This is a genomic window from Microbispora sp. CA-135349, from assembly GCF_050947365.1.
Taxonomy (GTDB): domain Bacteria; phylum Actinomycetota; class Actinomycetes; order Streptosporangiales; family Streptosporangiaceae; genus Microbispora.
On the sequence record NZ_CP192001.1, the window covers coordinates 7301499 to 7327559 of the forward strand.

Below are 26061 nucleotides of genomic sequence, written 5' to 3' on the forward strand. Positions count from 1 at the left end.
TGGCGACATGGATTTGGATCGGCTGGCGGGGGGCGCGCACCACGACCCCCACTCCATATTGGGTGCCCATCCCGGGCCCGACGGTGTCACGATCAGGGCCCTGCGCCCTTTCGCGGAGAAGGTCGAGGTGCTGGCCGACGGCTCGGCCCACGAGATGAGTCACCTCGACTTCGGAGTCTTCGAGGTGACGCTGCCCGGCCTCGACAAGGTCCCCGACTATCGCCTGCGCATCACCTATCCCGACGCCCCGCCGTACGAGACGGACGATCCGTACCGGCACTGGCCGACGCTGGGCGAGCTGGACCTCCACCTGATCGGTGAGGGACGGCACGAGCGGCTGTGGGAGGTGCTCGGGGCGCGGGTCGTCCGCCACGAGGACGTGGACGGGACGGCCTTCTCGGTGTGGGCGCCGAACGCCCAGGGCGTGCGGGTGATCGGCGACTTCAACCACTGGAACGGCGCCGCCCATCCCATGCGCTCACTCGGCCGGTCGGGAGTCTGGGAACTGTTCCTCCCGGACATCGGCGAGGGCATGCGGTACAAGTTCCAGATCCTCGGCCTCGACGGCATCTGGCGGGAGAAGGCCGACCCGATGGCCCGCCGCACCGAGATCCCCCCGGCGACCGCCAGCATCGTCGAGAAGTCCGCGTACGAGTGGCGCGACGGGGAGTGGATGGCCGGCAGGCCGTCACGCGACGCCCTCGCCGAGCCGATGAGCACCTACGAGGTGCACCTGGGCTCGTGGCGGCCCGGCCTGTCCTACCGGGAGCTCGCCCGCGAGCTGGTCGGCTACGTCAAGGACATGGGCTTCACGCACGTGGAGTTCATGCCGGTCGCCGAGCACCCCTTCGGCGGCTCGTGGGGCTACCAGGTGACCTCCTACTACGCCCCCACCTCGCGCTTCGGCTCCCCCGACGACTTCCGCCACCTGATCGACGAGCTGCACCGGGCCGGCATCGGCGTGATCGTCGACTGGGTGCCCGCGCACTTCCCGATGGACGAGTGGGCGCTGGCCCGCTTCGACGGCACGCCGCTCTACGAGCACGCCGACCCCGCCCGCGGCATGCACCCCGACTGGGGCACGTACGTCTTCGACTTCGGCCGCAACGAGGTGCGCAACTTCCTCGTGGCCAACGCGCTCTACTGGCTCAAGGAGTTCCACATCGACGGCCTGCGGGTGGACGCGGTGGCCTCGATGCTCTATCTCGACTACTCCCGCCGTGAGGGCGAGTGGACGCCCAACGTGTACGGCGGCAGGGAGAACCTCGACGCGATCGAGTTCCTCAAGGAGATGAACGCCGTCGTCTACCGCGAGGAGCCGGGGATCGTCACGATCGCGGAGGAGTCGACCGCCTGGCCCGGCGTGTCTCGGCCGGCCTACCTCGGCGGGCTCGGCTTCGGCTTCAAGTGGAACATGGGCTGGATGCACGACTCGCTCAGCTACATGTCGCGCGAGCCGATCTACCGGCAGTATCACCACCACCAGATGACGTTCTCCCTGATGTACGCCTTCTCCGAGAACTTCGTGCTGCCGCTGTCGCACGACGAGGTCGTCCACCTCAAGGGGTCGCTGCTGGGCAAGATGCCGGGCGACGAGTGGCAGCGCTTCGCCAACCTGCGCGCGTTGTACGGCTTCATGTGGGCCCATCCCGGCAAGCAGCTGCTGTTCATGGGCGGCGAGTTCGGCCAGGGCGCCGAGTGGTCGGAGGCCAAGGGCCTCGACTGGTGGGTGCTGGACTTCGACTACCACCGTGGCGTGCAACGCCTGGTCAGGGACCTCAACCGGGTCTACCGGGAGTCGCCCGCGCTGTACTCCCGCGACAACACCCACGAGGGCTTCCGCTGGATCGACGCCGACGACGCCTCGGGCAACGTGCTGTCGTTCCTGCGGTACGGCACGGACGGCTCGGTGCTGGCCTGCGTCGCCAACTTCTCCGGCGCCCCGCACGAGGACTACCACCTCGGCCTGCCCACTCCCGGGCGGTGGGAGGAGGTCCTCAACACCGACGCGTACGAGTACGCCGGCAGCGGCACCGGCAACATGGGCGCGGTCGAGGCGGCCGAGGAGCCGCGGCACGGACTGCCCTGCTCGGCACGCCTGCGCGTGCCGCCGCTCGGCGTGGTGTGGCTGCGGCCGGTGGAGAGTCCCACGGCCGTGAGCGCCGAGATGGACGAGCGCGCCGAGACGACGGCCGGGGAACCCGATGGCCTGATCGCCGAATCCTGAGCCCCTCACGACCGGGGTCCGCGGCGCGGACCCCGGTCGGGCGGAGCCGCTCAGGCGCGGCCGCGGAAGAACTCCCGCAGGTCCTCCACGAGCAGGCCTGGCGCCTCCAGGGCGGGGAAGTGGCCGCCCCGGTCGAACTCGGTCCAGCGCACGATGGTGTGCGTCTTTTCGGCGAACCCACGGATGGCCAAGTCCGTGGGGAAGACCGCCACGGCCGTCGGCACGCTCGATCGCTCGCGCGGCACCCACATGGACGGGTCGTTGAACCGCTCGAAGTAGGTGTGCGCGGCCGAGCCCGCGGTGCCGGTGTACCAGTAGAGGCTGACGTCGGTGAGGATCCGGTCGCGGTCCACGGCGTCTTCGGGCAGATCGGCGGCCGGGTCGGTCCACTCCTGGAACTTCTCCACGATCCAGGCGAGCTGGCCGGCCGGGGAGTCGTGCAGGGCGTGCGCGATCGTCTGCGGCCGGGTGCCCTGAATCTGCATGTACGCGCTCGACCGGTCCTGCCAGTCCTTCATCCGCCTCAGCCGCTCCTGTTCGGCCTCGGTCAGCGCGGCCATGTCGGCCGGCATCCCGGTCGGGAAGGTGACCAGCGCGTTGAGGTGGACCCCGATGACCCGGTCGGGCGCCGCCCGGCCGATCAGCGGGGCGATGAAGGCGCTCACGTCGCCGCCCTGCACGCCGTACCGCTCGTAGCCGAGCCGGTCCATCAGCTCAGTCAACGCCGCGGCGGCCCGTCCGTCGGTCCAGCCGACAGCGGGCAGCTGGCCGGAGAAGCCGTACCCGGGAAGCGACGGGATCACCACGTGGAAGGCGTCGGCGGGGTCGCCACCGTGCGCCACGGGGTCGGTGAGCGGGCCGATCACGTCGAGGAACTCCACGATCGAACCGGGCCAGCCGTGGAGCAGCAGCAGCGGCGTGGCGTCCGGCACGGCCGAGCGGACGTGCAGGAAGTGCAGGTCGATGCCGTCGATCGTGGTCGTGAACTGCTGATGGGCGTTGATCGCCGCCTCGTGCGCCCGCCAGTCGTACTTCTCCGCCCAATACGCCGCCAGGTCGCGCAGGTAGCCGGTCGGCACGCCGCGCTCCCAGCCGGTCTCCGGCAGCTCGGGGGCCCAGCGGGTGCGGGCCAGCCGATCGCGCAGGTCCTCGACGTCGGCCTGGGGGATCTCGATGCGGAACGGACGGATCTCGGTGTTCGTCATGAGATCACCGTAGGAACGATCGGTGTCAGGCTCGGTCACCAATGGCGGGCACAATTGCGGTCATGCTGGAAACCTCGGCACGTTTGCTCCGGCTGCTCTCGCTGCTCCAGTCGCGCGGCGACTGGCGGGGCGCCGACCTGGCCGGACGGCTCGGCGTGGGCCTGCGTACGGTGCGGCGCGACATCGACCGATTGCGCGACCTCGGTTATCCGGTGGACGCGACCCCGGGAGTCGCGGGCGGTTACCGGCTCGGCGCCGGCACGGCGCTGCCACCGCTGCTGCTCGACGACGAGGAGGCGGTGGCGGTCGCGATCGGGCTGCACGCGGCGGCGACCGGCAGCGTGGCCGGGCTGGAGGAGAGCTCGGTGCGGGCGCTGACCAAGCTCGAGCAGATGCTCCCGGCCCGCCTCCGGCACCGGGTGACCGCGTTCCGAGCGGCGGCCGTGCCGCTGACCGGGCCGGCGCCGGCCGGCGAGGCGGTCGACCCCGGCCTGCTGACCGCGCTCGCGGCGGCCTGCCGGGACCACCGGCGGCTGCGGCTGCGGTACCCGGGACGGGACGGCCCGGCGGTCCGTACCGTCGAGCCCCACCGGCTGGCTCACACGCACCGCCGGTGGTATCTGCTGGCGTGGGACGTGGACCGCGATGACTGGCGGACCTTCCGGGCCGACCGGATCCAGGGACCCGTGGACCCGCCCGGCGCCCGGTTCACCCCGCGTACGCCTCCCTCCGGCGACGTGGCTGCCTACGTCTCCCAGGCGATCTCGTCGGCGCCCTACCGCTACCGGGCCCGGATCCTGTTCGAGGCCCCGATCGAGGCGGTGGCCCGGCGCTCCTCCCCCACGGCCGGTCGGCTGGAGGCGCACGGAGCCGACACCTGCCTGTTCCACACGGGCTCCGACTCGCTGGAGACGCTGGCCCTGCACGTCGCGGCCAAGGGATTCCCGTTCCGGGTGCTGGACCCGCCCGAGCTGATCCCGGTCCTGCGCGACCTGGCCGACCGGCTGCGTACGGCGGCCGAAGCCTAGCCACCGCCTATCGGTCAGACCGTGATGACGACCTTCCCGCGGGCGTGCCCCTGTTCCACATGGGCGATGGCCGCCGGGATCTCGTCGAACGGATAACCGCGGTCGATCACCGGAGTGACCTTGCCGTCCTCGATGAGGTCGGTCAGCCGCATCAGGTCGCCCCGGACCTTCTCGCCGTAGGACACCTGGGTCACGACCACACGCTGGGACACGAACGGCGACACCGCGAGCGTCGCGATGATGTGACCGACGGGCTGCAGCCATCGTCCGGCCGGCCCGCCGACGACGAGGTGCGTCCCCCGGGGCTTCAGCACCCGCGCGCAGGCCCGCAGCGCGCGGGTGCCCGCGATGTCGAGCAGCAGGTCGTGGCGCCGCCCGCGCCGGGTGAAGTCCTCCTTCGTGTAGTCGACGACCTCGTCGGCGCCGATCGACCGCACCAGGTCCCCGTTCCGGCCGCTGCACACTGCGGTGACCTCGGCGCCGAACGCCTTGGCGAGCTGCACGGCGAAGGTCCCCACGCCGCCCGAGGCTCCGTTCACGAGAACCGCGTGCCCCGCCTGGACCCGTCCCTGGTCGAGCGCGATCAGTGCGGTGACGGCCGCCATCGGCACCGCCGCCGCCTGCTCGAACGACAGGTTCTCCGGTTTCCTGGCCAGTGCGCCCTCCCGCACGCACACGTACTCGGCGAAGCCGCCCTGCGTGAGCAGTGCGAACACCTCGTCGCCGGGGCGGAACGCGGTGACGCCGGCGCCGACCGCCTCGACCTCTCCCGCCACGTCGGCGCCCAGGACGCCGATCCGCGGCCGTCTCGGGCCGAGCGTGCCGCCCATCAGGCGCGCGACGTACGGCTCGCCTCTCATGTGGTGCCAGTCGTACGGCTGGACGGAGGTGGCGCGCACCCGGACCAGCACCTCGCCGGGGCCGGGCACGGGCGTGCCGACGTCGGTGAGCTCCAGGACGTCGGGCGGGCCGTACGAGCGCAGGACGTACGCCTTCATCGCGTTCTCCTCGTCACCTTGGCAGTGGGGAAGGTCAGCGTAAGAAGCGCCGCGTGCCGGGCGTATCGGCCGAAAGTACGCCCGATCGGCAGCCGATCGGGCGGCACGGATCCGGCCGTTCCACCGATGAACCACGTCCCTTTCGCGGCCCAGGATCGGCACATGACCGAATCGATGGAACGGCCCAGGCTCGCACACGGCCGGGTGAAGGAAAACGGCCGATCGGGCGGGAACCGCGGGGCGGGGTGGCTCGTGCCCGCCGCGCTGATCGTGCTCAGCGCCGTCCCCATGATCGCCGGCGCCGCCCGGCTGTCCCAACTGACCGGCGGAGGACCGGTCACCGCGGACAGCGCCCGGTTTTTCGCCTCACCCGTTCCCGTGGTCGCGCACATCGTCGCCGTCACCCTGTTCAGCGTCCTGGGAGCCCTGCAGTTCGCCGCCGGGCTCCGCCGCCGCGCGCCGCGCCTGCATCGCGTCCTGGGCCGGGTGCTGGTTCCGTCCGGGATCGTCACGGCGCTGTCGGGGCTGTGGATGACGGTGTTCTATCCCCACCCACCGGCCGACCACGCCCTCCTGACCGGCATGCGGCTGGTGTTCGGCACGGCCATGCTCGTGTCCGTCGTCCTCGGCTTCGCGGCGATCCGGCGACGGGACATCGCCCGCCATCGCGCCTGGATGACGCGCGGCTACGCGATCGGCATGGGCGCGGGCACCCAGGTGCTGACCACCGTGCCCTGGGTCGTGGTGGCCGGTCAGCCCGGTCCGCTCCCCCGGGCGCTGCTGCTGGGCGCGGGATGGCTGATCAACATCGCCGTCGCGGAGTGGGTCGTCCGCAGAGGCGCCCGAGTGCCGGCATCGTCCCGAGGGGCGAAGTGAGCGGCTCATGCCCCGCCGGTCTCCGCCCGATCGGGATGACCCTGGTGCAGGAGCGCGCGCAGCTCCGCGGTGTCGACGATGTGGGCCAGCCTCGGGAAGACGCCGGTCATCAGGGCCTGGTGGGCCTGCGGGTCCGGGTCGGCGACGCCGTCGGACAGGATGTGGAGCCGGTAGTCGCGGTCGGCGGCGTCGGTGACGGTGGACAGCACGGCGCCGCTGGTGGTGACGCCGGCGACGACCAGGGTGGTGATTCCGCGATCCCGCAGCCGCCGGTCCAGATCCGTCGTGGAGAACGCGCCGAAGCGGGTCTTGCGGACGACGATGTCGCCGGGCTCGGGAGCGAGCCGATGGTGGATTTCCGTCGCGGGATCCGCGTGGTGCATGAGGCGCTGCCGGCCGAGGAAGGAGAACGTCCTGTTGGCCGGCGGGATCGCCGCCCAGTCGGCTTCGGTGAATCCGACGCGCACGTAGGCGACGGCCGCGCCGTGCGCGCGCATGTCGGCGATGGCGCCGGCCACCCGTGACAGCAGCGCTTCCGGGTCGGCCGGGCCGGGGAGCGAGGCCAGGATCGCCGGCTGGTAATCCATGACGAGCAGTGCGGCCGTCCGGGAGTCCAGCGCCGGGGTCGTGACGGTCATCTTCTCTCCTTGGGTGAGGAAATCGCGGTGACGGCGGTGGCGGCCCGTCAGGCGCGGCTCGGTGTGGGCTCCGGCTCGGCGGGGGGCCCGGCAGGGGGCTGAGCGGGGGTCGCCGCGGCGCGTCGGGGAAGCAGCAGCGGGGTCGCCAGCAGGAGCACACCGGCCAGGCCGATGGCGGTGCGCGGGCCGAGCAGGCCGCCCAGCACACCCCAGACGGCCGTCAGGAGCGCGGTCGAGGCCTTGGTCGTCACCGTCCAGGCGGACAGCGTGCGGGCCACCCGGCCGGTCGCGGTGCGTTCGAGGCGGTAGGTCGCGCAGACGGGGTTGAAGACGCCGCAGCAGAAGATGAGCCCGAGCTCGACGGCCATCACCAGCAACAGCCCACCGGTGCCCGGCCCCACGAAGGCCAGGCCGACGAGCCAGATCGCGCGCAACGCCCCGGACACGACCAGGACCCGGTGCTGCCCGAACCGGGTGACGAGCGGCCGGGCCAGCCGTGAACCCAGCAGGCCGCCGATCGCGGGCGCGGCGAAGGCGAGGCCGTACTGCCACGGAGCGAACCCGAGCCGGCCGAGCATCAGGACGGCCAGCAGCGCGTCGGCGGCCATCACCAGGCCGTTGAACACGGCGGTGTTGAAGAACAGCGGACGCAGCGTCGCGTCGGCGAGGATGTACCGCCAGCCGTCGAGCAGGTCCCCGGCCCGCACGCGCGCGGCCTGCCCGCGCTCGGGCCGCGGTTCCCCGCCGCCCGTCGCGCGGATGCCCAGGGCCGAGAGCAGGTAGCTGACCGCGTCGGCCACCACCGTCGCCACCGGGCCGAGGAGCCCGATCGCGGCGCCGCCCAGCGGCGGCCCGACGATCGTGGTCGTCCAGGTCGTGGACTCGAATCGGGCGTTGGCGACGAGCAGGTGCTCGGCCGGCAGCAGCGCCTTCAGGTACGCGCCGGAGGCCGCGCGGAAGGTGATGTCTGCCGCGGCGACGACGACCGAGACCAGCAGGAGCTGGACGAAGGAGAGCACGCCGAGCGCGAACGCGGCGGGGATCGTCAGCAGCGCCGCGAAGCGCACCAGGTCCGTCCCGATCAGCACCGGCCGCTTGCGGCGGAACTCCACCCACGGGCCCAGCGGCACCGCCACGGCCGCGCCCACCGCGGCCCCCACGGAGGCCAACGCCGCGACCTGCGCCGGCCCGGCGTGCAGCACCTGGACCGCGATCAGCGGGAACGCGCCGAAGGCGAGCCACGTGCCGAGCGCGCTGGTCCCGTACGCCGCCCAGAGCCATCCGAACCGCCGCCCCAACCGGTGCCCGTTCCTCACGTCGCTCGCCCCTCGCCACTCGCCCATACAACCGATCCGCGATCGGAAGCATCAAAGCGAGCACCATGGCCGCAGATCAAACAACCACGAGGCCGCCCGGCCACAACCGATGGTTGTATCCGTAAGGTGTCCGCATGGACCTCGACACCGTCCGGACCTTCGTCGCCGCCGCCGACGCCGGACAGTTCCAGGAGGCCGCCGCGGAGCTGGCGGTCACGCAACAGGCCGTCTCCAAGCGCATCGCCGCGCTGGAGCGCGACCTCGGCGTGCGGCTGTTCACCCGCACGCCGCGCGGCGCCGAGCTCACCATCGACGGGCAGGCGTTCCTGCCCCACGCCAAGGAGCTGCTGCGCGCCGCCGACCGGGCTGTCGCGTCCGTGCGCGCCGGCCGCCGTCCGCTGCGCGTCGACATGCTCACCTCCCGCAGCGCGGCCTCGGGCCTGATGCGCGGCTTCCACCGCGCGCACCCCGAGATCGACCTCGACGTGGTGATGCTGTTCGACATCGAGAAGGCCGTCGCCGCCATCCGGTCCGGTGCGATCGACGCGTCCTTCCGTGCCGTCGCCATGCCCGGCCGGCCCCTCCCCGAGGAGATCGAGTCCGTCCGGGTGCTCGACGAGCCGCTCCAGCTCCTCATCGGCCCCGCCCACGCGCTGGCCGGCGCCCGGTCGGTGACAGTCGCCCAGCTCGCCGGGCACCGGATCTGGATGCCCGGCCTGACCCCCGGCACCGAGTGGACCGCCTACTACGACGACCTCGTCGCCGAGTTCGGCCTCACCATCGAGGCGACCGGCCCCAACTTCGGCTCCGACGCGCTCCTCGACACCATCGCCGACACCCCGGCCCTGGCCACCTTCATGGGCGGGCACACCCGCCTCGTCTGGCCCGCCGGCCACGGCCTGCGCCGCATCCCGGTGACCGACCCGACGCCCGTCTACCCGCACTCGCTCCTGTGGCACCGCGACAACCCCCACCCCGCGCTGGCCACCCTCCGCGCCCACCTCGCCGCCACGGCGGCCGGCCACGACACCGCCGGGACCTGGGCGCCGGACTGGGCGATCGCACGCTGAACGCGCCGCCTCGGCGGGCCGGACCGCGGTCAGCTCCTGACGCGGCCGGTCTCGTAGGCCCAGATGGCGATCTCCACGCGGTTGCGGGCGCCGAGCTTGGCCATCAGGCTGGCGACGTGGGTCTTGACCGTGCTGAGCGAGATGTGCAGCTCGGCGGAGATCTCGCCGTTGGTCCGGCCGCGCGCCACGGCGGCGAGGATCTGCTCCTCCCGGTGCGTGAGCTCCTCGATGGGCCGCACGGCCTGCGCGGCGGGACCGGTCCGGGCGAAGGCGCCGAGCAGCCGCGCGGTGATGCTCGGGGCGATGAGCGCGTCGCCCGCGGCGGCGGCGTGCACGGCCTGCGCGAGCATGTCGGCCCCGGCGTTCTTCAACAGGAAACCCCGGGCCCCGGCCTGCAACGCCGCATAGACGTACTCGTCGAGGTCGAACGTGGTGATGACGACGACGGCGAGGGGGTCGGCGACGTCCGGTCCTGCGAGGGACCTGGTCGCCTCGATGCCGTCGGTCCCGGGCATGCGGATGTCGAACAGGCACACGTCGGGGCGCAGGCGCCGGGCGAGCTCGACGGCCCGCCGCCCGTCGGCGGCCGTGGCGACGACCTCGATGCCCGGCTGGGCGTCGAGGATCATCGAGAGCCCGGTGCGGACGATCTCCTGATCGTCGGCGATCAGCACCCGGACGCCGTGCCCACCGGCTCGCTCGCTCCGCTCGCTCATGCGACCCCGGCCCGGGGAAGCACCGCGGTCACCGTCCACCCCCGATCGCGGTCCGGGCCGGCCACGCACGTGCCGCCGAGCAGGCTCGCGCGCTCGCTCATGCCGATGATCCCGTATCCCGGCGACGCGGCCGGGCGGGTGGAGCCCCCGTCGCCGTCGTCACGCACGCACAGGCGCACCGCCGCCTCGTCGGCGGCGACGCGCACCTCGACCCTGGTGGCACGGCGCGCGTGCCGTACGGCGTTGGTCACCGCCTCCTGGGCGATGCGGTAGACCGCGGACTCGACCGACGGCGACAGATCGTCCAAGTCACCGGATATCTCCACCTCGACCGCCGGGTGGTGGGAGCCGCCCCGGCTCGCGAGCCGTTCGAGTTCGGCGATGCGCAGGCCAGGGGTCAGCTCCGCCGGCCGGTCGCGCCGCAGGACGCGGACGATGGCGCGCATCTCGTCGAGGGCCCGTGCCGCCTCGGCCTCGATCACGCGGAGGGCATCGGTCGCGGCGTCCGGCCGCGCCGCCGCCGTGGCGAGCCCCGCCTGTGCGCGGATCGCCATCGCGGAGACATGGTGCGCGACCGTGTCGTGCAGGTCGCGGGCGAGCTGCTCGCGCATCAGCAGCTTGACCTGGTCCAGCTCGCGCATTCTCGCCCCGGCCCGGTAGCGGAATGCGCCGCCCAGGCTGGTGGTCGCGAGCAGGACGGCGAACGGCCCGACCACGTCGGCGAGAGCGGCGTGGTCGACGAGCGCGGACAGACCGGCGGAGGCGATCATGATTCCGAGACCGGTCACGATCTCCCTGCCCGACCCCCACCGGAACACCGCGTACGGCAGGATCAGCAGGTATCCCAGCGTGTACACGTCGAGGGTCGCGCCGGTCACGAGGATCGGGATCGCATGCGCGGCGACGAAGCAGATCGCGAGCATCGCCAGGGGACGGGTCCGCCGCCACAGGAGGGTGGGCACCAGTCCGACGGTGACGGCCACCGCCAGCGGCCGCCACGGAAGATCCGGCCGCAGCACTCCTTCGAGTATCGCGAGCGGCACGAGCACCCCGGCGAGCACCCAGTCCCGCCACACGCGTACGGGGGGATCGGGAGGACGGGGCTCGTGCCACACGGAGCGGATGAAGCCGTGCACCGCCTCATGGTACGAGAGCGGACGTGGGAAGCAGAACAGGCACCGCGGCTGAGAAACGTCCGGTCCCCGGGTGGAGAGCGGGAGTTCGTCCTTGTCGCCGGCGACGACGAGTCCGGGTGCGGTGACAGTCGTAGCCAAGGCCAACGTCGCCTGAATCGGGCTGATCCTAACGACTGTGTCACCGGCCGCATCGATCCCCACTTCGTTCGCCGCTCATCAGGGCAGGCGGGCGTGTTCGGCTCGGGTGGCAGCGATCCGCTCACGCGCGAGCGTACGGGCCCGTTCGGTGTCGCCGGTGAGTCGGGCGAGGATCGTTGCGAGCGGCCTGATCTTGCCCCAGCCGCCCCAGTGACCCTCGGGGATCTCGGTGGGGAATACCCAGATCCGGCTGGCGTCACGCGGCCAGGCGCCGTTCTCCGCGTCGAGGATCGCCTCGGTGACCTCGGCGATGACGCTCGCACGCTTCTGCTCGTCGAGCTGGCCCTCGGGGACGGACGGGACGACCTTGTAACGAGGTGCGTCCGCGGGTTCTCCGCCGACGTAGACGCCGGCCGGTCGGTGCAGCCAGAGCCAGGAGACGGAACGGCTCACCGGGTCGGCGGGGTCGAATCCCTCGTTGCGGACGAGGATCTCGGTGATGCGGTTCAGCAGGGCCGCCTCGGCGTCCGGCTGGAGCGCGCCCTCGGGAATGTAAACGTCGAGCATGGGCATGGTCGATCTCCTTTATGAGTTTAGTTCTTCAACTCAGGCTGGGAGCCTACGACGGCTGAGTACAGCTTGTAAACCCAGATGGGTACACTCGTCCCATGGAGACGCGGCGAATCGACCCGGTGAACTGCTCGGTGGCGCGCGCCCTCTCGGTGGTGGGGGAGCGCTGGTCGCTGCTGATCGTTCGTGAAGCACTGGACGGCGCGCGCCGGTTCGGAGAGTTCCACTCCCGCCTCGGGATCGCCAGGAATCTCCTGGCGACTCGGCTCGAGACCTTGGTGACCGCGGGAGTGATGCGCCGCGTGCCCTATCAGGAGCCTGGGGATCGGCAGCGCTTCGCCTACGAGCTCACCGAGCAGGGCCGGGCGTTGCGGCCCACGCTCGTGGCGCTCCTGGAATGGGGCGACACGTATCTCGCCGACCCGCAGGGCCCGTCGGTCATCGTCCGGCACCGGCCCGTCGACGATGCGAGCTCCTGCGACGAGCCGGTCAAGGTCGTCCTCGAGTGCGCTGCGGGGCACAGCCACCTCGCCCCGGAAGACGTCTGCCGCACGCCCGGGCCGGGCGCGCGCTTCGTGGAAAGCTCCTGAGATCCCCAGGATCGTACTGAGCAGCTCATATCGCGAGAAGCATGATCCAAGCAGTGGGGCCGACGCCTGGGCCATGGGGCAAACGTTGGATACCGCGGCACGCTGGTGCCCCTCTCGCCGATCTTCGCCCCGGGCGAATCCTGTCGGTCGCGGCACCAGGGCAGGCCCGGTCATCACCGAGGACGGCGCCGCGACCTTAGCGGAGGCTTAAACGACGGTTAGCGGGTCAGGAGGGCGTTGACCCCCTCGCGGCCTTTGCTTACTCTGACAATAAATAGGAAACTTTCCTATTCATACACCCCCCACCGGGAGTTTCCGATGCGAAAGATCCTCCTCGGGTCCCTGATCGCGGGCGCCGCGTTACTCGCGCCGCTCGCGCTCGGGACCGCCTCCGCCGCCACCCCCGCCACCGCCACGTACACCGTCGACTCCGACTGGGGCTCCGGCTTCCAGGGCAAGTTCACCGTCAAGGCCGGGTCCGACGCCCTGCCGAGCTGGACCGTCGAGGTCGACATGCCCTCCGGCGCGACGATCAGCTCGGCCTGGGACGCCACCATGACCAAGAGCGGCGACCACTACACGTTCAAGAACCCCTCCTGGAGCGGCGGGCTCGCGGCGGGCGCCTCGGCGAGCTTCGGCTTCATCGGCGCTCCCGGCGGCTCGACGCCGCTGCACTGCACGCTGAACGGCGCGCCCTGCGCCGGCGGGCCCGGCAGCTCCCCCTCGGCCGGCCCCAGCACGAGCCCCAGTGCCAGCCCGTCCGCGTCGCCCTCCGCGTCGCCGAGCGCATCCCCCACGCCTCCGCCGCCCGGCGGCAAGAAGGTGCTCGGCTACTTCACCGACTGGGGCGTGTACGGCCGGCAGTACTTCGTGAAGAACATCGTGAGCAGCGGCTCGGCCGCCAAGCTCACCCACATCAACTACGCCTTCGGCAACGTGACCAACGGCCAGTGCGCGATCGGCGACTCCTACGCCGACTACGACATGGCCTACACGACGGCCAACAGCGTGGACGGCAAGGCCGACACCTGGGACAACGGCGCGCTGCGGGGCGCGTTCAACCAGCTGCGCAAGCTGAAGGCGCAGTATCCGCACATCAAGGTGCTCTACTCCTTCGGCGGCTGGACCTGGTCCGGCGGCTTCGGCCAGGCGGCCGCCAACCCCACCGCCTTCGCCAACTCCTGCTACACCCTGCTGAAGGACCCGCGCTGGGCCGATGTGTTCGACGGCATCGACATCGACTGGGAGTACCCGAACGCCTGCGGCCTGAGCTGTGACACCAGCGGCGCGGCGGCGTTCAAGAACCTGATGGCGGCCCTGCGGGCCAAGTTCGGGCCCAGCTACCTCGTCACCGCCGCGATCACCGCGGACGGCACGAACGGTGGCAAGATCGACGCCGCCGACTACGCCGGCGCGGCGCAGTACGTCGACTGGTACAACGTGATGACCTACGACTACTTCGGCGCCTTCGCCGCGCAGGGCCCGACGGCCCCGCACTCGCCGCTCACCTCCTACTCCGGCATCCCCACCGCCGGGTTCTACTCCGACGCGGCCATCCAGAAGCTCAAGAGCAAGGGCGTGCCGACGAGCAAGCTGCTGCTCGGCATCGGCTTCTACGGCCGCGGCTGGACCGGCGTCACCCAGGCCGCTCCCGGAGGCACCGCCACCGGCGCCGCCCCCGGCACGTACGAGGCGGGCATCGAGGACTACAAGGTCCTCAAGAACAGCTGCCCGGCCACCGGCGCCGTCGCCGGCACGGCCTACGCCAAGTGCGGCTCGAACTGGTGGAGCTACGACACCCCCGCCACGATCGGCGGCAAGATGACCTACGCCAAGAACCAGGGTCTCGGCGGGGCCTTCTTCTGGGAGTTCAGCGGCGACACCGCCAACGGCGAACTGATCACCGCGATGTCGAGCGGTCTCAAGTAAACGGTCACCGGCCCCCGCGCCTGCGGGGGCCTCATCCGGGCCATTCCGGCTAAACCGTCGCTTATGGTGGCATTTATGGACGCGACGAGGACGATCGTAGAGACCGTCGGCAAGCTGCGGCAGCGCCGTACGGCGCCGCTCGTGCTGGAACTGGATCTGACCGAAGGGCTGTCGGAAGGCCCGCCCGCCGACCCGGTCACCGCTCTGCTGTCCATGCGCAAGACACGCCTCACCGACGTGCTTTCGGGTCTGCGCCGCGCCCGTAAGGACCCGCGCGTCACCGCGCTGATCGTCAAGATCGGCGGCAACCCCCTCGGCCTCGGCATGGTGCAGGAGCTGCGCACGGCCGTGCTCAAGCTGCGCGCCGCCGGCAAGCGGACCGTCGCGTTCGCCGAGACGTACGGCGAGTTCGGCGCGGGCACCGTCCCCTACTACCTGGCGAGCGCCTTCGAGCGGGTCTACCTCCAGCCCTCCGGCGACGTGGGTCTGACCGGCGTGGCGCTGGAGCAGCGGTTCCTGCGTGACGCGCTCGCCAAGGCGGGGGTGGAATACCAGCTCGGCCAGCGGCACGAGTACAAGACCGCGGCCAACACGTTCACCCAGAACCACATGACCGACGCCCACCGCGAGTCGGCCGGGCGCATCGCCGAGTCGATCACCGAGCAGATCGTCGCCGGCATCGCCGAGGCGCGCCGGCTCGACCCGAAGCGGGTGCGCGAGCTGATCGACCAGGGCCCGTTCATCGGCACGGAGGCCGTCGAGGCCGGGCTGGTGGACGCGCTGAAATATCGCGACGAGGTCTACGCCGAAACCGTCGACGACGGCGCGCACCTGCTCTACGTGTCGCGGTACGCCAAGAGCGTGCTGTCCGGCAAGCTCCCCCGCCCGGGGACCGACACGGTCGCCCTGGTCCACGGCGACGGCATGATCCGCCTCGGCCGCAGCGGCCGCTCGCCGCTCGGCGGCGGGGGCGCCATGGGCTCCGACACCATCTGCGCCGCCCTGCGCTCGGCCAGGCGGGACGAGAAGGTCAAGGCCATCGTGTTCCGCGTGGACAGCCCCGGCGGGTCGTACGTCGCCTCCGACGCCATCTGGCGGGAGGTCGTCCTGGCTCGTCGGGCGGGCAAGCCGGTCATCGTGTCGATGGGCGACCTGGCGGCCTCCGGCGGTTACTTCGTGTCGATGGCCGCCGACGTCATCGTCGCCCAGCCGGGCACGCTGACCGGCTCGATCGGCGTGTTCGGCGGCAAGCCCGTCGTCGGCGAGCTGCTCGGCAAGCTCGGCGTGGTGACCGAGTCGGTCGCCGAGGGCGCCAACGCCGGGATGTTCTCGCCGTCCACCGCGTTCTCCGACGCCCAGTGGCAGCGGGTGAACGCCTGGCTCGACCGCATCTACGCCGACTTCGTGGGCAAGGTGGCGCAGGGCCGCGGCCTGACCGAGGATCGGGCGCACGAGCTGGCCAGGGGCCGGGTGTGGACCGGCGCCGACGCCAAGGCGGCCGGTCTCGCCGACGAGCTCGGCGGCCTGGAGGACGCCCTCGCCCTGGCCCGCCGCCGGGCCGGGCTGGCCGACGACGCCCCCGTACGGACCTATCCGCGCATGCACCCGCTGGAGCGGCTGCGCCCGCCGGAGTCCAGCGAGGACAAGTCGGCCGCGCTCGCCCGGGTGCGCCTGGAGGCGTGGGGCCCGCTGGCGCGGATGGCCGGGCAGCTCGGTCTCCCGGCGTACGGCCCGCTGGTGCTGCCGGGCCACTGGACGATCAGATGACCGGACGGTAGCGGGAGCGCAGCCGTACGAGCGGGGCCTTCGACGCGTCGACGTAGTCGACGCCGAGGACCTCCCCGATGAACAACGTGTGATCGCCGGCCGGGACGACCCGCGTCGTCTCGGCCTCGATCGCCGTCACCCCCCGCTCCACGACCAGCGCCTCGCTGTGCGCGCCGCGGTGGTGGGCGACCCCGGCCAGCAGGAGCCGGGCGCCGGGCCGTCCGGCCGCGGCGAACCGTGAGGCGACCGCCTGCTGGCCGTCCGCCAGCACGCTCGCGGCCCAGCGGTCGCGGCGCAGCAGCACCTCGGCGAGGTATCCGGCCGAGTCGAGGCTGACCAGCACGAGCGGCGGATCGAGCGACACCGACATCAGGGTCGCGACCGTCGTGCCCAGGTCGTCACGGTCGTCCTTGACCGTCACCACCGCCACGCCCGCGGCCACCTGCCCCATGGCCTCGGTGAACAACCCCTGCCCAGGTCCCACTCCCCGGCTCCTTCCCCTCCGGCGTGCGACTGTGCCACCGGGGACCGGGACGCGCAACCGATCGCCCGCCCGCGTCAGACGGCAGGCCGTCCGGGGAACGTCACTCCAGGGGGACGTCCCCGGGCCGCGCCTCACCAACCGGGCGGCCCGTCGTCGCCGGCGCGGGCGCCGGGCGGGGGACGCGTTGTCCGGGGGGTGCGCGATGAGGAACACCACGAGACTCACCGTCGCGCAGGCGCTGGTGCGGTTCCTCACGCGGCAGTGGACCGAACGCGACGGCGTGGAGCACCGGCTGATCGCCGGCTGCCTGGGCATCTTCGGGCACGGCAACGTGGCGGGCATCGGCCAGGCCCTGGCCGAGCAGGGCGCGGGCACCCGCGACCCGCTGCCCTACTACCCGGCCCGCAACGAGCAGGCCATGGTGCACACGGCCGCCGGCTACGCCCGGCAGTCCGGCCGGCTGTCCACCCTCGCCTGCACCAGCTCGATCGGGCCGGGCGCGACCAACATGGTCACCGGGGCCGCGCTGGCCACGATCAACCGGCTGCCGGTGCTGCTGCTGCCCGGCGACCTGTTCGCCACCCGGGCCGCCTCGCCGGTGCTGCAGGAGCTGGAGGACCCCCGGTCGTACGACGTCGGCGTCAACGACTGCCTCAGGCCGGTCAGCCGCTTCTGGGACCGGGTCAACCGGCCCGAGCAGCTTCCGTCCGCGCTGCTGGGGGCCATGCGGGTGCTCGCCGACCCGGCCGAGACCGGCGCGGTGACGCTGGCGCTGCCGCAGGACGTGCAGGCCGAGGCGTACGACTGGCCGGGCGAGCTGTTCGCCCGCAGGGTCTGGCACGTGGCCCGGCCGGTCCCCGAACCCGCGGCCCTGGCCAGGGCCGCCGAGGTGCTGCGCGGCTCGCGCCGCCCGCTGATCGTCGCCGGGGGCGGGGTCGGGTACAGCGGCGCCTGCGCCGAGCTGGCCCGCTTCGCGGAACGTCACGGCGTGCCGGTGGCCGAGACCCAGGCGGGCAAGGGCGCGCTGCCGTACGACCACGCGTGCGCGGTGGGCGCGATCGGGCACACCGGGACCCGCGCCGCCGACACCCTGGCCCGCGAGGCCGACCTGGTCATCGGGATCGGCACCCGCTGGAGCGACTTCACCACCGCCTCGCGGACGTTGTTCGGCCGGGCCGGGTTCCTGAACGTCAACGTGGCGGCGTTCGACGCGGCCAAGCACGCGGCCGAGACGCTCGTCGCCGACGCCCGCGAGGCGCTCAGGGCACTCGACGGCCTGGACTGGCGGGCCGACCCCGGCTGGACGAGCCGGGCGGCCGAGCTGGCCGCCGCCTGGCAGGCCGAGATCGACCGGTTCTCCGGCGGGAGCGAGCTGACCCAGCCGGTCGTGCTGGGCGTCGTCAACGACGCGGTCAACCAGGTCGCCGCGGGCGGGGTGGTGGTCAACGCGGCCGGGTCGATGCCGGGCGACCTGCACAAGCTGTGGCGGGCGGCCGATCCGGAGTCGTACCACGTCGAGTACGGCTACTCCTGCATGGGCTACGAGATCGCCGGGGGCCTGGGGGCGAAGCTCGCCGCCCCGGAGCGCGAGGTGTTCGTGCTCGTCGGCGACGGGTCCTACCTGATGATGGCCCAGGAGATCGCCACCGCCGTGCAGGAGGGTGTCAAGCTCGTCATCGTCCTGGTCGACAACCGGGGATTCGCCTCGATCGGCGCGCTGAGCGAGTCGGTCGGCGCCATGCGGCTCGGCACGGCCTACCGCAAGCGCGGCCCGGACGGCCTCCTCGACGGGGAGCGGCTGCCGGTGGACCTCGCCGCCAACGCGGCCAGCCTCGGCGCCGACGTGCTGACCGCGGCCGATCCGCGGGCCCTGCGGGCCGCGCTCACCGAGGCCGTCGCGTCCCCGCGTACGACCGTGGTTTACGTCGAGACGGTCGCCGGCCCCGCGCCGGCCGCCGAGGCGTGGTGGGACGTCCCGGTGGCCGAGGTCTCCGGGCGGGCCGACACGCGCGCCGCGCGCGAACGCTACGAGGAGGCCAAGCGCGCCCAGCGGCCCTACCTCTGACAAAGCCGGGGCCTTGACGTCCGGGGCCTTGACGATCAGGGCGGGGGCGCACACTCTGCGCTCGGCGCGGGCCGGCACGCGTTGACGGACCCGCCACCGGCATCCGTCCGATCACATGCGAAGGGTGGGCGTTGACCCCCAGGTCATCCGCGTCTCGGCCGAAGATCCGCGGCCGGTCGTGCCTCCGGACGGCGGCGACGCGGCGAGCCCCCCGCCGTGCCCGTGCCCGTGAAACGTTCAGCGCCGGCTGCTCGGCGTGCCATCGGCAGGGAGCCCGGTGCCCCATCGGCAGGCAGAAGGAGAGACCGTGCGACACACAATGGTGAGGACGACGCTGGCCGCGCTCGCGATGACCGCCGCGCTGCCGCCGGCGGCCGCCCACGCGGCGGCCCCGCCCGGCGCGGCGGAGGCGCGCACGCCGGCGCCGGCCGTGCCGGCCACCGTGCACACCGCCGGGCGGGTCGAGGTCGCGGGGAACTCACTGCGCTACAGCTGGCCGGGCGTCTACTTCGAGGGCCGCTTCCGCGGCAGCGGGGTCGGGATCGTGATCGACGACGCGGTGAACGACTACGACGTCCAGGTCGACGGCGCCACGGTCGCCACGCTGGTGACCCCCGGCCGCACCACCCACTGGGTCAGGAACCTGAGCCACGGCGTGCACAGCGTGCGGCTCGTCAAGCGCACCGAGAGCCCGTGGTCCGCCGGCCGGTTCGGCGGGTTCGTCGCCGCGCCCGGCGGCGCCATCCTGCCCGGGCCGGCCGATCGCCACCGGCAGATCGAGTTCATCGGCGACTCCTACACCGCCGGCTACGGCAACATGTCCGGCACCCGTGACTGCCCCGCGCCCGGCCAGATCGACCGGAACACCAACGCCGACGTCAGCTTCGGCGCCCTCACCGCGCGCCGCCTCGGAGCCGATTACCAGATCAACGCCTTCTCCGGCCGCGGGGTGGTGCGCAACTACAACGGGATCGAGCCGGGCACCGACTACCGCACCTACTACGACCGCGCCCTGATCGGCGTGCCCGGCGACGTCTGGCGGAATCCGGGCACCTGGCACCCGCAGCTGATCGTGATCGGCCTCGGCATCAACGACTTCTCCACAGCCATCAACCCGGGCGAGCCGTGGACGCCGGAGTCCCTGGTCGCCGCCTACAAGACGGCCTACCACGGCTTCATCGACAAGCTCCGGGCCCGGTACGGCAAGCGCGCGATCATCGTGGTCAGCGCCACCTACATGTCCAACACCACGGCGTTCGCCGACGCCGCGCGGCAGATCGTCCAGGACCGCAACGAGCGGGGCGACGACCGGGTCCGCTACTGGTACTACGACAATTCGGAGCTGGACTACGGCGGCTGTGACTGGCACCCCTCGGCCCACGACCACCGGATCATCTCCCAGCGGCTCGACGACTTCATCGCCACGCTGCCGCTCAGGTGGTAGACGCGGCCGGGGGCCCGGAGGACTCCGGGCCCCCGGCTCGGGTCAGAGCAGGCCGTTCTGGGTGAGCCAGTCCTTGGCCACCACGGGCGGGTCGTCCTTGTCGACGGCGATCCGCTTCATCAGCCCGACCAGCGTCTCCGTGTCCAGCTTGGCGGAGACCGCGTTCAGCGTGGAGGTCACGGTGTCGTTCACCCCGGCCTTGTAGACGAGGGGCGTCACGTTCTCCGAGCCGAACGCGTTCTTGTTGTCCTGCAGCGGCACGAGGTCGTTCAGCACGATCTTGGGGTCGGTGGTGAACACGTTGCCCACCTGGACCGTGCCGCTCTTGATCGCGTCAGCGGTGGTGTCCCCGGTCGGCTTCCACTGCTTGAACTCCAGGCCGTAGACGGTCTTGAAGTTCTCCTCCTGGCGCTGCTTGAACTCCGGCGGACCACCGACCACGAAGTCCTTCGCCACCTTGGCGAGGTCCTCAATGCTCGTCAGCTTGTACTTGTCGGCCGTGGCCTTGGTGACTGTGAGGGAGTTGTTGTCCTCGGCCGCCGCGGGCTCCAGGATCTCCAGCTCCGGCGGCAGCTTGGCCTTCAGGCCCGAGAGGATCTCGTCCTTGGTCCTGGCGGTGCTCGACTTGTCGACGAACGCCAGCAGCGACCCGGCGTACTCGGGCAGCACGGTCAGGCCGCCGCTCTTGACCTGGTCGTAGACGACCTCGCGGCTGCCGATGTTGGGCTTCTCCTCGACCGTGACCCCCTTGGCCTGGAGGGCCTGGGCGTAGATCGAGGCGAGCAGGACGCTCTCGGGGAAGTTGAAGGAGCCCACGACGACCTTCGCGGCGGCGGCGTCGCCCGAGCCCGACGCCGACGGAGCGGCGGACGCGGTCGTGGAAAGGGGGTCGGAGCCCCCGCAGCCCGATAACGTGAGCGCCGCGGTCAGGGCGACCGCCGCGACGCCGAAGATACGTCTCATACCGAAAAATCCCTTCATTGTAGGGCGATAATAGCGGAATTAGCGGACCTGGCGGACACCGGGCGAGACGGCCACCCGGTCGAGCAGGAGGAAGGCGAACTGGACGGCCAGGGCGAGGGCGGCCACCAGGACCGCTCCCCCGATCACGTCCGCGTAGGTCTTGGTGGCCAGGCCGTCGATGATGAACCGGCCGAGCCCGCCCAGCCCGACGAACGCCGCGACGGTGGCGGTCGAGACGACCTGGATGGCGGCGAGGCGCAGGCCCAGCAGGATCAGCGGCAGCGCGACCGGGGTCAGCGTCTGGAACAGCACCTGACGCCCGCGCAGGCCCATGCCGTACGCGGCGTCGCGCAGGTCGGCGTCCACCCCCCGCACACCCTCGTACGTGTTCACGAGGATGGGCGGGACCGCGAGCACGATCAGCGGGATCAGCACCGGCAGGACGGTTCCCACGCCCGCGAGCAGCACCACGAGCACGAGCAGGCCGAGCGTCGGCAACGCCCGGGCGGCGTTCGCCGCGACCACGACGAGCAGCGCGCCGCGGCCGGTGTGGCCGATGAGCATGCCGAGCGGCACGGCGATCAGCGCCGCGACGACGAAGGCCGCCGCCGAGAACTCCAGGTGCTCCAGCAGCCGGACCGGGATGCCGTCGGGACCGGACCAGTGCGATGAGTCGCCGAAGAAGTCGGTCAGGAAGTTCACGCCGTCCTCCTCGCCCGGGACCAGGGGGTCAGCAGCCGCTGGGCGAGCACGAGCAGCCCGTCGGCGAGCACGGCGAGCAGCACGATGAGCACGATCCCGACCACGATGGGCGTGTAGAACTGCCGCTGCCAGCCGTCGATGAACAGGTTGCCGAGCCCGCCCTGGCCGATCAGCGCGCCCACGCTGACCAGGCTGATGCTGGACACGGTCGCGACCCGCAGCCCGGCCAGGACCACCGGCACCGCGACCGGCAGCTCGACCCGGAGCAGCCGGCGCACGGGGCGGAACCCCATCGCCACCGCGGACTGCCGTACGGGGTCGGGCACCGAGGCCAGGCCGTCCACCACGGCGGGGATCAGGACCGCGAGCGCGAAGAACGTCAGCGGGATGACGACGGTCGACCGGGTGAGCCCGGTGACCGACAGGAAGATCGAGAACAGCACGAGGGACGGCAGCGAGTAGGTGACGTTCATCAGCGCGGCCGTCGGCTGGTACAGCCAGCGCCAGCGTACGCAGGCCAGGCCCAGCGGCAGTGCCACGACCAGTCCGAACAGCACGGGCAGGAAGGCCATCACGACGTGGTTCTCCAGCAGGGCGCTGATCGCGGTGGGGCCTCCGTTGGCCCAGTTGCGCGCGATCCAGTCCCAGCGGACCAACGGCTCCTGGTTCACGCGGGCGCCCCCTCGGGGGAGCCGGCGCCGGAGGCGTCATCGCGTGATCCGCCGTCCGGGGATGCGGCCCGCGAGGATTCGCCCTTCGGGGATGCGGCTCCCGGGGCTTTGGAATTCGGGGCTTCGGTTCCCGGGGAGGGGGCGGCGGGCGGCGCGTACTTGGCGAGCAGTTCGTCGATCGCGTCCCGGCCGGCCACTCCGCGCACGCGGCCCTCCTCGTCCACGGCGACCGCGGTGCCGCCCGGCGACAGCAGCGCGGCGTCGAGTGCCGCGCGCAACGAGTCGGACTCGGGATTGAAGGTGCCGTAGGCCGCGAGCCCGTCCGCGGTCCGCCAGCCGAGCGGCCTGCCGTCCTCGTCCGTCGCCAGATCGGACGGCGCCGCGCTCAGCCGCACCTCCTTCGCCGAGATGAACGACAGCCGCCGGATGCCGCGGTCGCGGCCGAGGAACTCGCGGACGAAGTCGTCGGCGGGCTCGGTGAGCAGCGTGGCCGGGCCGGCCATCTGGGCCAGCCGCCCGCCGACGCGCAGGACGGCCACCGTGTCGCCGAGCTTGACCGCCTCGTCGATGTCGTGGGTGACGAACACGATCGTCTTGCGCAGCTCCGACTGCAGCCGCAGCAGCTCGTCCTGGAGGCTGGCCCGCACGATCGGATCGACCGCGCTGAACGGCTCGTCCATGAGCAGCACCGGAGGATCGGCCGCGAGCGCCCGGGCCACGCCGACGCGCTGCTGCTGACCACCCGAGAGCTGGAAGGGGTAGCGGCCGGCCAGGCCCGGGTCGAGACCGACGAGCTCCAGCAGCTCCATGGCGCGGGTCCGTGCCTTCTTCTTGCTCCAGCCCAGCAGGTACGGCACGGTAGCCACGTTGTCGACGATCTTCCGGTGCGGAAACAGACCCGCCTGCTGGATCACGTACCCGATGCCGCGCCGCAGCGTCGGCGGGTCGATCTCGCGCACATCCTGACCGTCCAGACTGATGCGGCCGGAGGTGGCGTCGATCATGCGGTTGATCATCCGCAGGGAGGTGGTCTTGCCGCAGCCGGAGGGGCCGACGAACACGGTGATCGCCCCCGTGGGTACCTCAAGGCTGAGGTCGTCCACGGCCACCGTCCCGTCCCGGTAGCGCTTGGTGACGCCTTCGAACGTGATCACGCCATCTCGCCCTTCGAAAGAGTGTGCGATCAAGCCAACATCGCGAAGCCCATCCGCTCTTCCCCGTGAACCTCCCGGATATCCAACGCCACCCGTTTCGCGTAGAACATCCGGCCGTCAGCCTACGGCGGCGGCCGGGCCTAGATATCTATCAATAGGGCATCTCCTGATGCGTGACGCGGCGATGTGTTGGCATGATTACTCTCACGCCTCTTCTATCCCTCCGCCGCGTCCCTCCGATACGGACCAGCCATGAACTTCTGAGGAGCCGGTCGTGACTCCACCGCTCACCGGTCAGCGCTCCAGGAGCGAACTGATCGCCGAGCTCTACGAGCGTCACGCCGCGGGGTTGTTCGCTTACTGCCACGACCAACTCGGTGAGACGACGTCGGCCGCCGATGCCGTGGTGGCCGTCTTCACCACCGCTCCGACCGCCGAGCCACCCTCGCGCGCCGCGCTGTACGCCCTGGCGCGACGGGAGATCTACCGCCGGGACGTCAGCTACGCCCTGCCGGCCGTCGACTCCGTCGCCGACCCCGCCACCGCCTTGATCGAGCGGGTGTTCCGGGACATCCGGCCACACCAGCGGGAGGTCCTGCTGCTGTCGGAGGTGTGCGGCCTCACGGCGCCCGAGCTCTCGCTGGTTCTCGATGTGGCGGCCGACACCGCCGAGGAGCTGATCGCGGGGGCGGCACGCCGCTTCGGCCAGACCCTGGAGACCGCGGTCACCGCCGCCAGGTCGGCGCCGTTCGTGCCCGACTCCGTCGCCGAGGTGTACGACGCCATCGCCGTCTCTCCCATCGGCGACGTGCTGACCCGGCTGCCCTGGCGCCGGCCGGCCGCGTCAGTACGCAACCGGGTGCTGGCGGCGCTGCCGTACGAGGAGCCGGGAAGCACCGCCACGGGCCGGGAGCAGCCCTCTGGGCTCGCCACCAAGAGGCTGTGGCCGACCACGCCGACCTGGCCGCTGCCGCTGAGCGACCCCGACCAGGTCACCAACACGTGCGTGGTCAAAACCGACGCCATCGGGCAGCCGCAGGGCTCCCGGCGCAAGGCCAAGCACGAGGCGACCACCGAGCCCATGCCCCGGCTGCGCGGATCGCTGCTCAACTCGCTCGCCGAGGGGCGTCTGCGTAGGAAACGCGCCGGGCGACCGGCGCCTGCGGAGCGACCGGAGGCCCTGGCCGCACCCGTCGAGCCGCAGACGTCCCCGCGCGAATCCACCCGGCCCGGCACGGCCACGCCGCCCGCCGCGGGCGCGACGGAGAGCGCCCCGGAGACGTTCGACGCCTTCGGCACCTCCGACGTCCCCCGCCATCCGGACCCGTTCGACGCGTTCGGAACGTCCGGCGCGCCTCCCCGGACGGAGCCGTTCGACGCGTTCGGAACCTCGGCGCCACAGGCGCAACCCTTTGACGCCTTCGGAAACGCGCCGACACCGGCGGACCCCTTCCCGGCGCCCGGCACCACCGGCACCCCCCACCGCTCGGAGCCGTTCGACGCCTTCGGAACCACCACACCACCACCGGCGGAACCGTTCGACGCCTTCGGAAACCCACCGCGCCCGGCAGACCCCTTCCCGGCGCCCGGCACCACCGGCACCCCCCACCCGGCGGACCCGCTGGACGCGTTGTTCGACACCCTCCGCTTCGCGGTGCCCTTCGACGCGTTCGGTACGGCCGAGAAGACCGGCTCGCCGCAGCCGGACGAGTCCGCCGGGGCCTTCCCGCAGGTGGGGCCGTTCGACCCGGTTCCTACCGCGGAGCAAACCGGGGCGTTCCCCCAGGCTTTCCCGCAGACCGGGGAGCCGTCCGGCGAGGTCCCGCCGACGCCGCCTCTCGAGTCGTTCCTTCCGGCCGATCCGCCCGTGTACGAGTTCGCTCCCGCACCTCCGCAGGCCGATCCGGCCGCCGGAGAGCACGCCGAGCCGTTCCAGACGGCCTGGGTCGCCGACGTGCCGCCGTCTCCCAGAACGGACGGCGAGCGCGCCGCCGGGAATCCCGCCGAAAAGCCGGACATCCTGGTCCACCCGGCGGCCGCGGCAGTCCCCGCTCCCGCGCCCGCGGGCACCCGCCGCGCGGGACGCAAGCGCACCGCGGGCAAAAAGGCCGCAGGCAAGAACACCACCGGCAAGAACACCTCGGGCACGAACACGGCGAGCAAGCACGCCGGCAAGCCGTCCGGCGGCGACAGCGCCGGCAAGGGCCGGCGCGTCAAGCGCGACCGGCACTACGACTGGCTGTGGGAGGTCGTCGGCATCCTGATCTGCCTGATCATCGCGGTGATCGTCTTCTTCAACGTGCCGACGGTCTTCACGCCCTGAGCCCGGCCGAGCCGAGAACGAGCCCGGCGCCGAACCTTGCACGCGGCGCGG

General features: G+C 72.1%; 22 protein-coding genes. 10 read left to right on the forward strand and 12 right to left on the reverse strand.

All coding sequences use genetic code 11. From position 1 onward, the window contains the following. The first annotated feature begins 7 nt into the window (after window positions 1–7). Entirely contained in the window at window positions 8–2227 is a 2220-nt protein-coding gene (glgB, locus tag ACQPZZ_RS33635) for a 1,4-alpha-glucan branching protein GlgB (protein WP_432925738.1), read from the forward strand. A gap of 50 nt (window positions 2228–2277) precedes the next feature. On the opposite strand, the gene ACQPZZ_RS33640 is transcribed toward glgB, so the two are convergent. Further along, a complete protein-coding gene (locus ACQPZZ_RS33640) occupies window positions 2278–3432 on the reverse strand; it encodes an epoxide hydrolase family protein (protein WP_432925740.1) in 1155 nt (384 codons plus the stop codon). A gap of 62 nt (window positions 3433–3494) precedes the next feature. Between ACQPZZ_RS33640 and ACQPZZ_RS33645 the strand changes: the two genes are divergently transcribed. Next, window positions 3495–4460 carry a helix-turn-helix transcriptional regulator gene (locus ACQPZZ_RS33645; RefSeq protein WP_432925742.1) on the forward strand — a complete coding sequence of 322 codons (966 nt, stop codon included), beginning with the start codon at window positions 3495–3497 and terminating at the stop codon, window positions 4458–4460. A gap of 14 nt (window positions 4461–4474) precedes the next feature. Here the strand turns inward: ACQPZZ_RS33645 and ACQPZZ_RS33650 are convergent, their stop codons facing one another. Further along, entirely contained in the window at window positions 4475–5458 is a 984-nt protein-coding gene (locus ACQPZZ_RS33650; protein ID WP_432925744.1) for an NAD(P)-dependent alcohol dehydrogenase, read from the reverse strand. A gap of 162 nt (window positions 5459–5620) precedes the next feature. Between ACQPZZ_RS33650 and ACQPZZ_RS33655 the strand changes: the two genes are divergently transcribed. Then, window positions 5621–6334, forward strand: a complete 714-nt coding sequence (locus ACQPZZ_RS33655; RefSeq protein WP_432925746.1) for a DUF2306 domain-containing protein — start codon at window positions 5621–5623, stop codon at window positions 6332–6334. Window positions 6335–6339: 5 nt separating this feature from the next. Here ACQPZZ_RS33655 and ACQPZZ_RS33660 read toward each other — a convergent pair whose 3' ends face one another. Further along, window positions 6340–6972 (reverse strand): cysteine hydrolase family protein, encoded by a 633-nt coding sequence (locus ACQPZZ_RS33660; protein ID WP_432925748.1) that lies wholly within the window; start codon window positions 6970–6972, stop codon window positions 6340–6342. A gap of 47 nt (window positions 6973–7019) precedes the next feature. Next, window positions 7020–8288 (reverse strand): MFS transporter, encoded by a 1269-nt coding sequence (locus ACQPZZ_RS33665; protein ID WP_432925750.1) that lies wholly within the window; start codon window positions 8286–8288, stop codon window positions 7020–7022. 134 nt (window positions 8289–8422) lie between these two features. On the opposite strand from ACQPZZ_RS33665, the gene ACQPZZ_RS33670 reads away from it, so the two are divergent. Further along, window positions 8423–9358, forward strand: a complete 936-nt coding sequence (locus ACQPZZ_RS33670; RefSeq protein ID WP_432925752.1) for a LysR family transcriptional regulator — start codon at window positions 8423–8425, stop codon at window positions 9356–9358. A gap of 29 nt (window positions 9359–9387) precedes the next feature. On the opposite strand, the gene ACQPZZ_RS33675 is transcribed toward ACQPZZ_RS33670, so the two are convergent. The 3 genes from ACQPZZ_RS33675 to ACQPZZ_RS33685 form a co-directional block, all read right to left on the reverse strand. After that, complete coding sequence (locus ACQPZZ_RS33675) at window positions 9388–10074, reverse strand: response regulator (RefSeq protein WP_432925754.1); 687 nt, start codon at window positions 10072–10074, stop codon at window positions 9388–9390. Then, on the reverse strand, window positions 10071–11210 hold the full coding sequence (locus ACQPZZ_RS33680) for a sensor histidine kinase (RefSeq protein WP_363643859.1): 1140 nt from the start codon (window positions 11208–11210) through the stop codon (window positions 10071–10073). Before ACQPZZ_RS33680 ends, ACQPZZ_RS33675 begins: the two co-directional genes overlap by 4 nt. Before the next feature lie 216 nt (window positions 11211–11426). Next, window positions 11427–11921 (reverse strand): hypothetical protein, encoded by a 495-nt coding sequence (locus ACQPZZ_RS33685; protein WP_432925757.1) that lies wholly within the window; start codon window positions 11919–11921, stop codon window positions 11427–11429. Window positions 11922–12016: 95 nt separating this feature from the next. Between ACQPZZ_RS33685 and ACQPZZ_RS33690 the strand changes: the two genes are divergently transcribed. From ACQPZZ_RS33690 to ACQPZZ_RS33700, 3 genes are all read left to right on the forward strand, one after another. Beyond that, complete coding sequence (locus ACQPZZ_RS33690) at window positions 12017–12508, forward strand: winged helix-turn-helix transcriptional regulator (protein WP_139578314.1); 492 nt, start codon at window positions 12017–12019, stop codon at window positions 12506–12508. 318 nt (window positions 12509–12826) lie between these two features. Then, on the forward strand, window positions 12827–14437 hold the full coding sequence (locus ACQPZZ_RS33695) for a glycosyl hydrolase family 18 protein (RefSeq protein ID WP_432925759.1): 1611 nt from the start codon (window positions 12827–12829) through the stop codon (window positions 14435–14437). Window positions 14438–14512: 75 nt separating this feature from the next. Beyond that, window positions 14513–16204 (forward strand): S49 family peptidase, encoded by a 1692-nt coding sequence (locus ACQPZZ_RS33700; protein WP_432925761.1) that lies wholly within the window; start codon window positions 14513–14515, stop codon window positions 16202–16204. Here ACQPZZ_RS33700 and ACQPZZ_RS33705 read toward each other — a convergent pair. Continuing rightward, on the reverse strand, window positions 16197–16655 hold the full coding sequence (locus ACQPZZ_RS33705) for a flavin reductase family protein (RefSeq protein ID WP_432934636.1): 459 nt from the start codon (window positions 16653–16655) through the stop codon (window positions 16197–16199). The genes ACQPZZ_RS33700 and ACQPZZ_RS33705 overlap by 8 nt on opposite strands. Window positions 16656–16890: 235 nt before the next feature. Here ACQPZZ_RS33705 and iolD point away from each other — a divergent pair, with 235 nt between their 5' ends. Then, window positions 16891–18753 (forward strand): 3D-(3,5/4)-trihydroxycyclohexane-1,2-dione acylhydrolase (decyclizing), encoded by a 1863-nt coding sequence (gene iolD, locus ACQPZZ_RS33710; protein WP_432925763.1) that lies wholly within the window; start codon window positions 16891–16893, stop codon window positions 18751–18753. A gap of 307 nt (window positions 18754–19060) precedes the next feature. After that, entirely contained in the window at window positions 19061–20197 is a 1137-nt protein-coding gene (locus ACQPZZ_RS33715) for an SGNH/GDSL hydrolase family protein (RefSeq protein WP_432925765.1), read from the forward strand. A 42-nt stretch (window positions 20198–20239) separates the two neighbouring features. Here the strand turns inward: ACQPZZ_RS33715 and ACQPZZ_RS33720 are convergent, their stop codons facing one another. Genes ACQPZZ_RS33720 through ACQPZZ_RS33735 form a run of 4 tightly spaced genes read right to left on the reverse strand, consistent with a single transcriptional unit; the run spans window position 20240 to window position 23687 of the window. Continuing rightward, window positions 20240–21160 carry an ABC transporter substrate-binding protein gene (locus tag ACQPZZ_RS33720; RefSeq protein WP_363643845.1) on the reverse strand — a complete coding sequence of 307 codons (921 nt, stop codon included), beginning with the start codon at window positions 21158–21160 and terminating at the stop codon, window positions 20240–20242. Between the two features lie 39 nt (window positions 21161–21199). Then, window positions 21200–21862: an ABC transporter permease gene (locus tag ACQPZZ_RS33725; protein WP_363643843.1), complete on the reverse strand. Its 663-nt coding sequence runs from the start codon at window positions 21860–21862 to the stop codon at window positions 21200–21202. Then, window positions 21859–22533 (reverse strand): ABC transporter permease, encoded by a 675-nt coding sequence (locus ACQPZZ_RS33730; protein WP_363643841.1) that lies wholly within the window; start codon window positions 22531–22533, stop codon window positions 21859–21861. The genes ACQPZZ_RS33725 and ACQPZZ_RS33730 overlap by 4 nt, the downstream gene beginning before the upstream one ends. Beyond that, window positions 22530–23687, reverse strand: coding sequence for an ABC transporter ATP-binding protein (locus ACQPZZ_RS33735; RefSeq protein ID WP_432925768.1), 1158 nt, complete (start codon window positions 23685–23687; stop codon window positions 22530–22532). The genes ACQPZZ_RS33730 and ACQPZZ_RS33735 overlap by 4 nt, the downstream gene beginning before the upstream one ends. A 274-nt stretch (window positions 23688–23961) precedes the next feature. Here ACQPZZ_RS33735 and ACQPZZ_RS33740 point away from each other — a divergent pair, with 274 nt between their 5' ends. Continuing rightward, complete coding sequence (locus tag ACQPZZ_RS33740) at window positions 23962–26010, forward strand: hypothetical protein (RefSeq protein ID WP_432925770.1); 2049 nt, start codon at window positions 23962–23964, stop codon at window positions 26008–26010. Window positions 26011–26061: the final 51 nt, after the last annotated feature.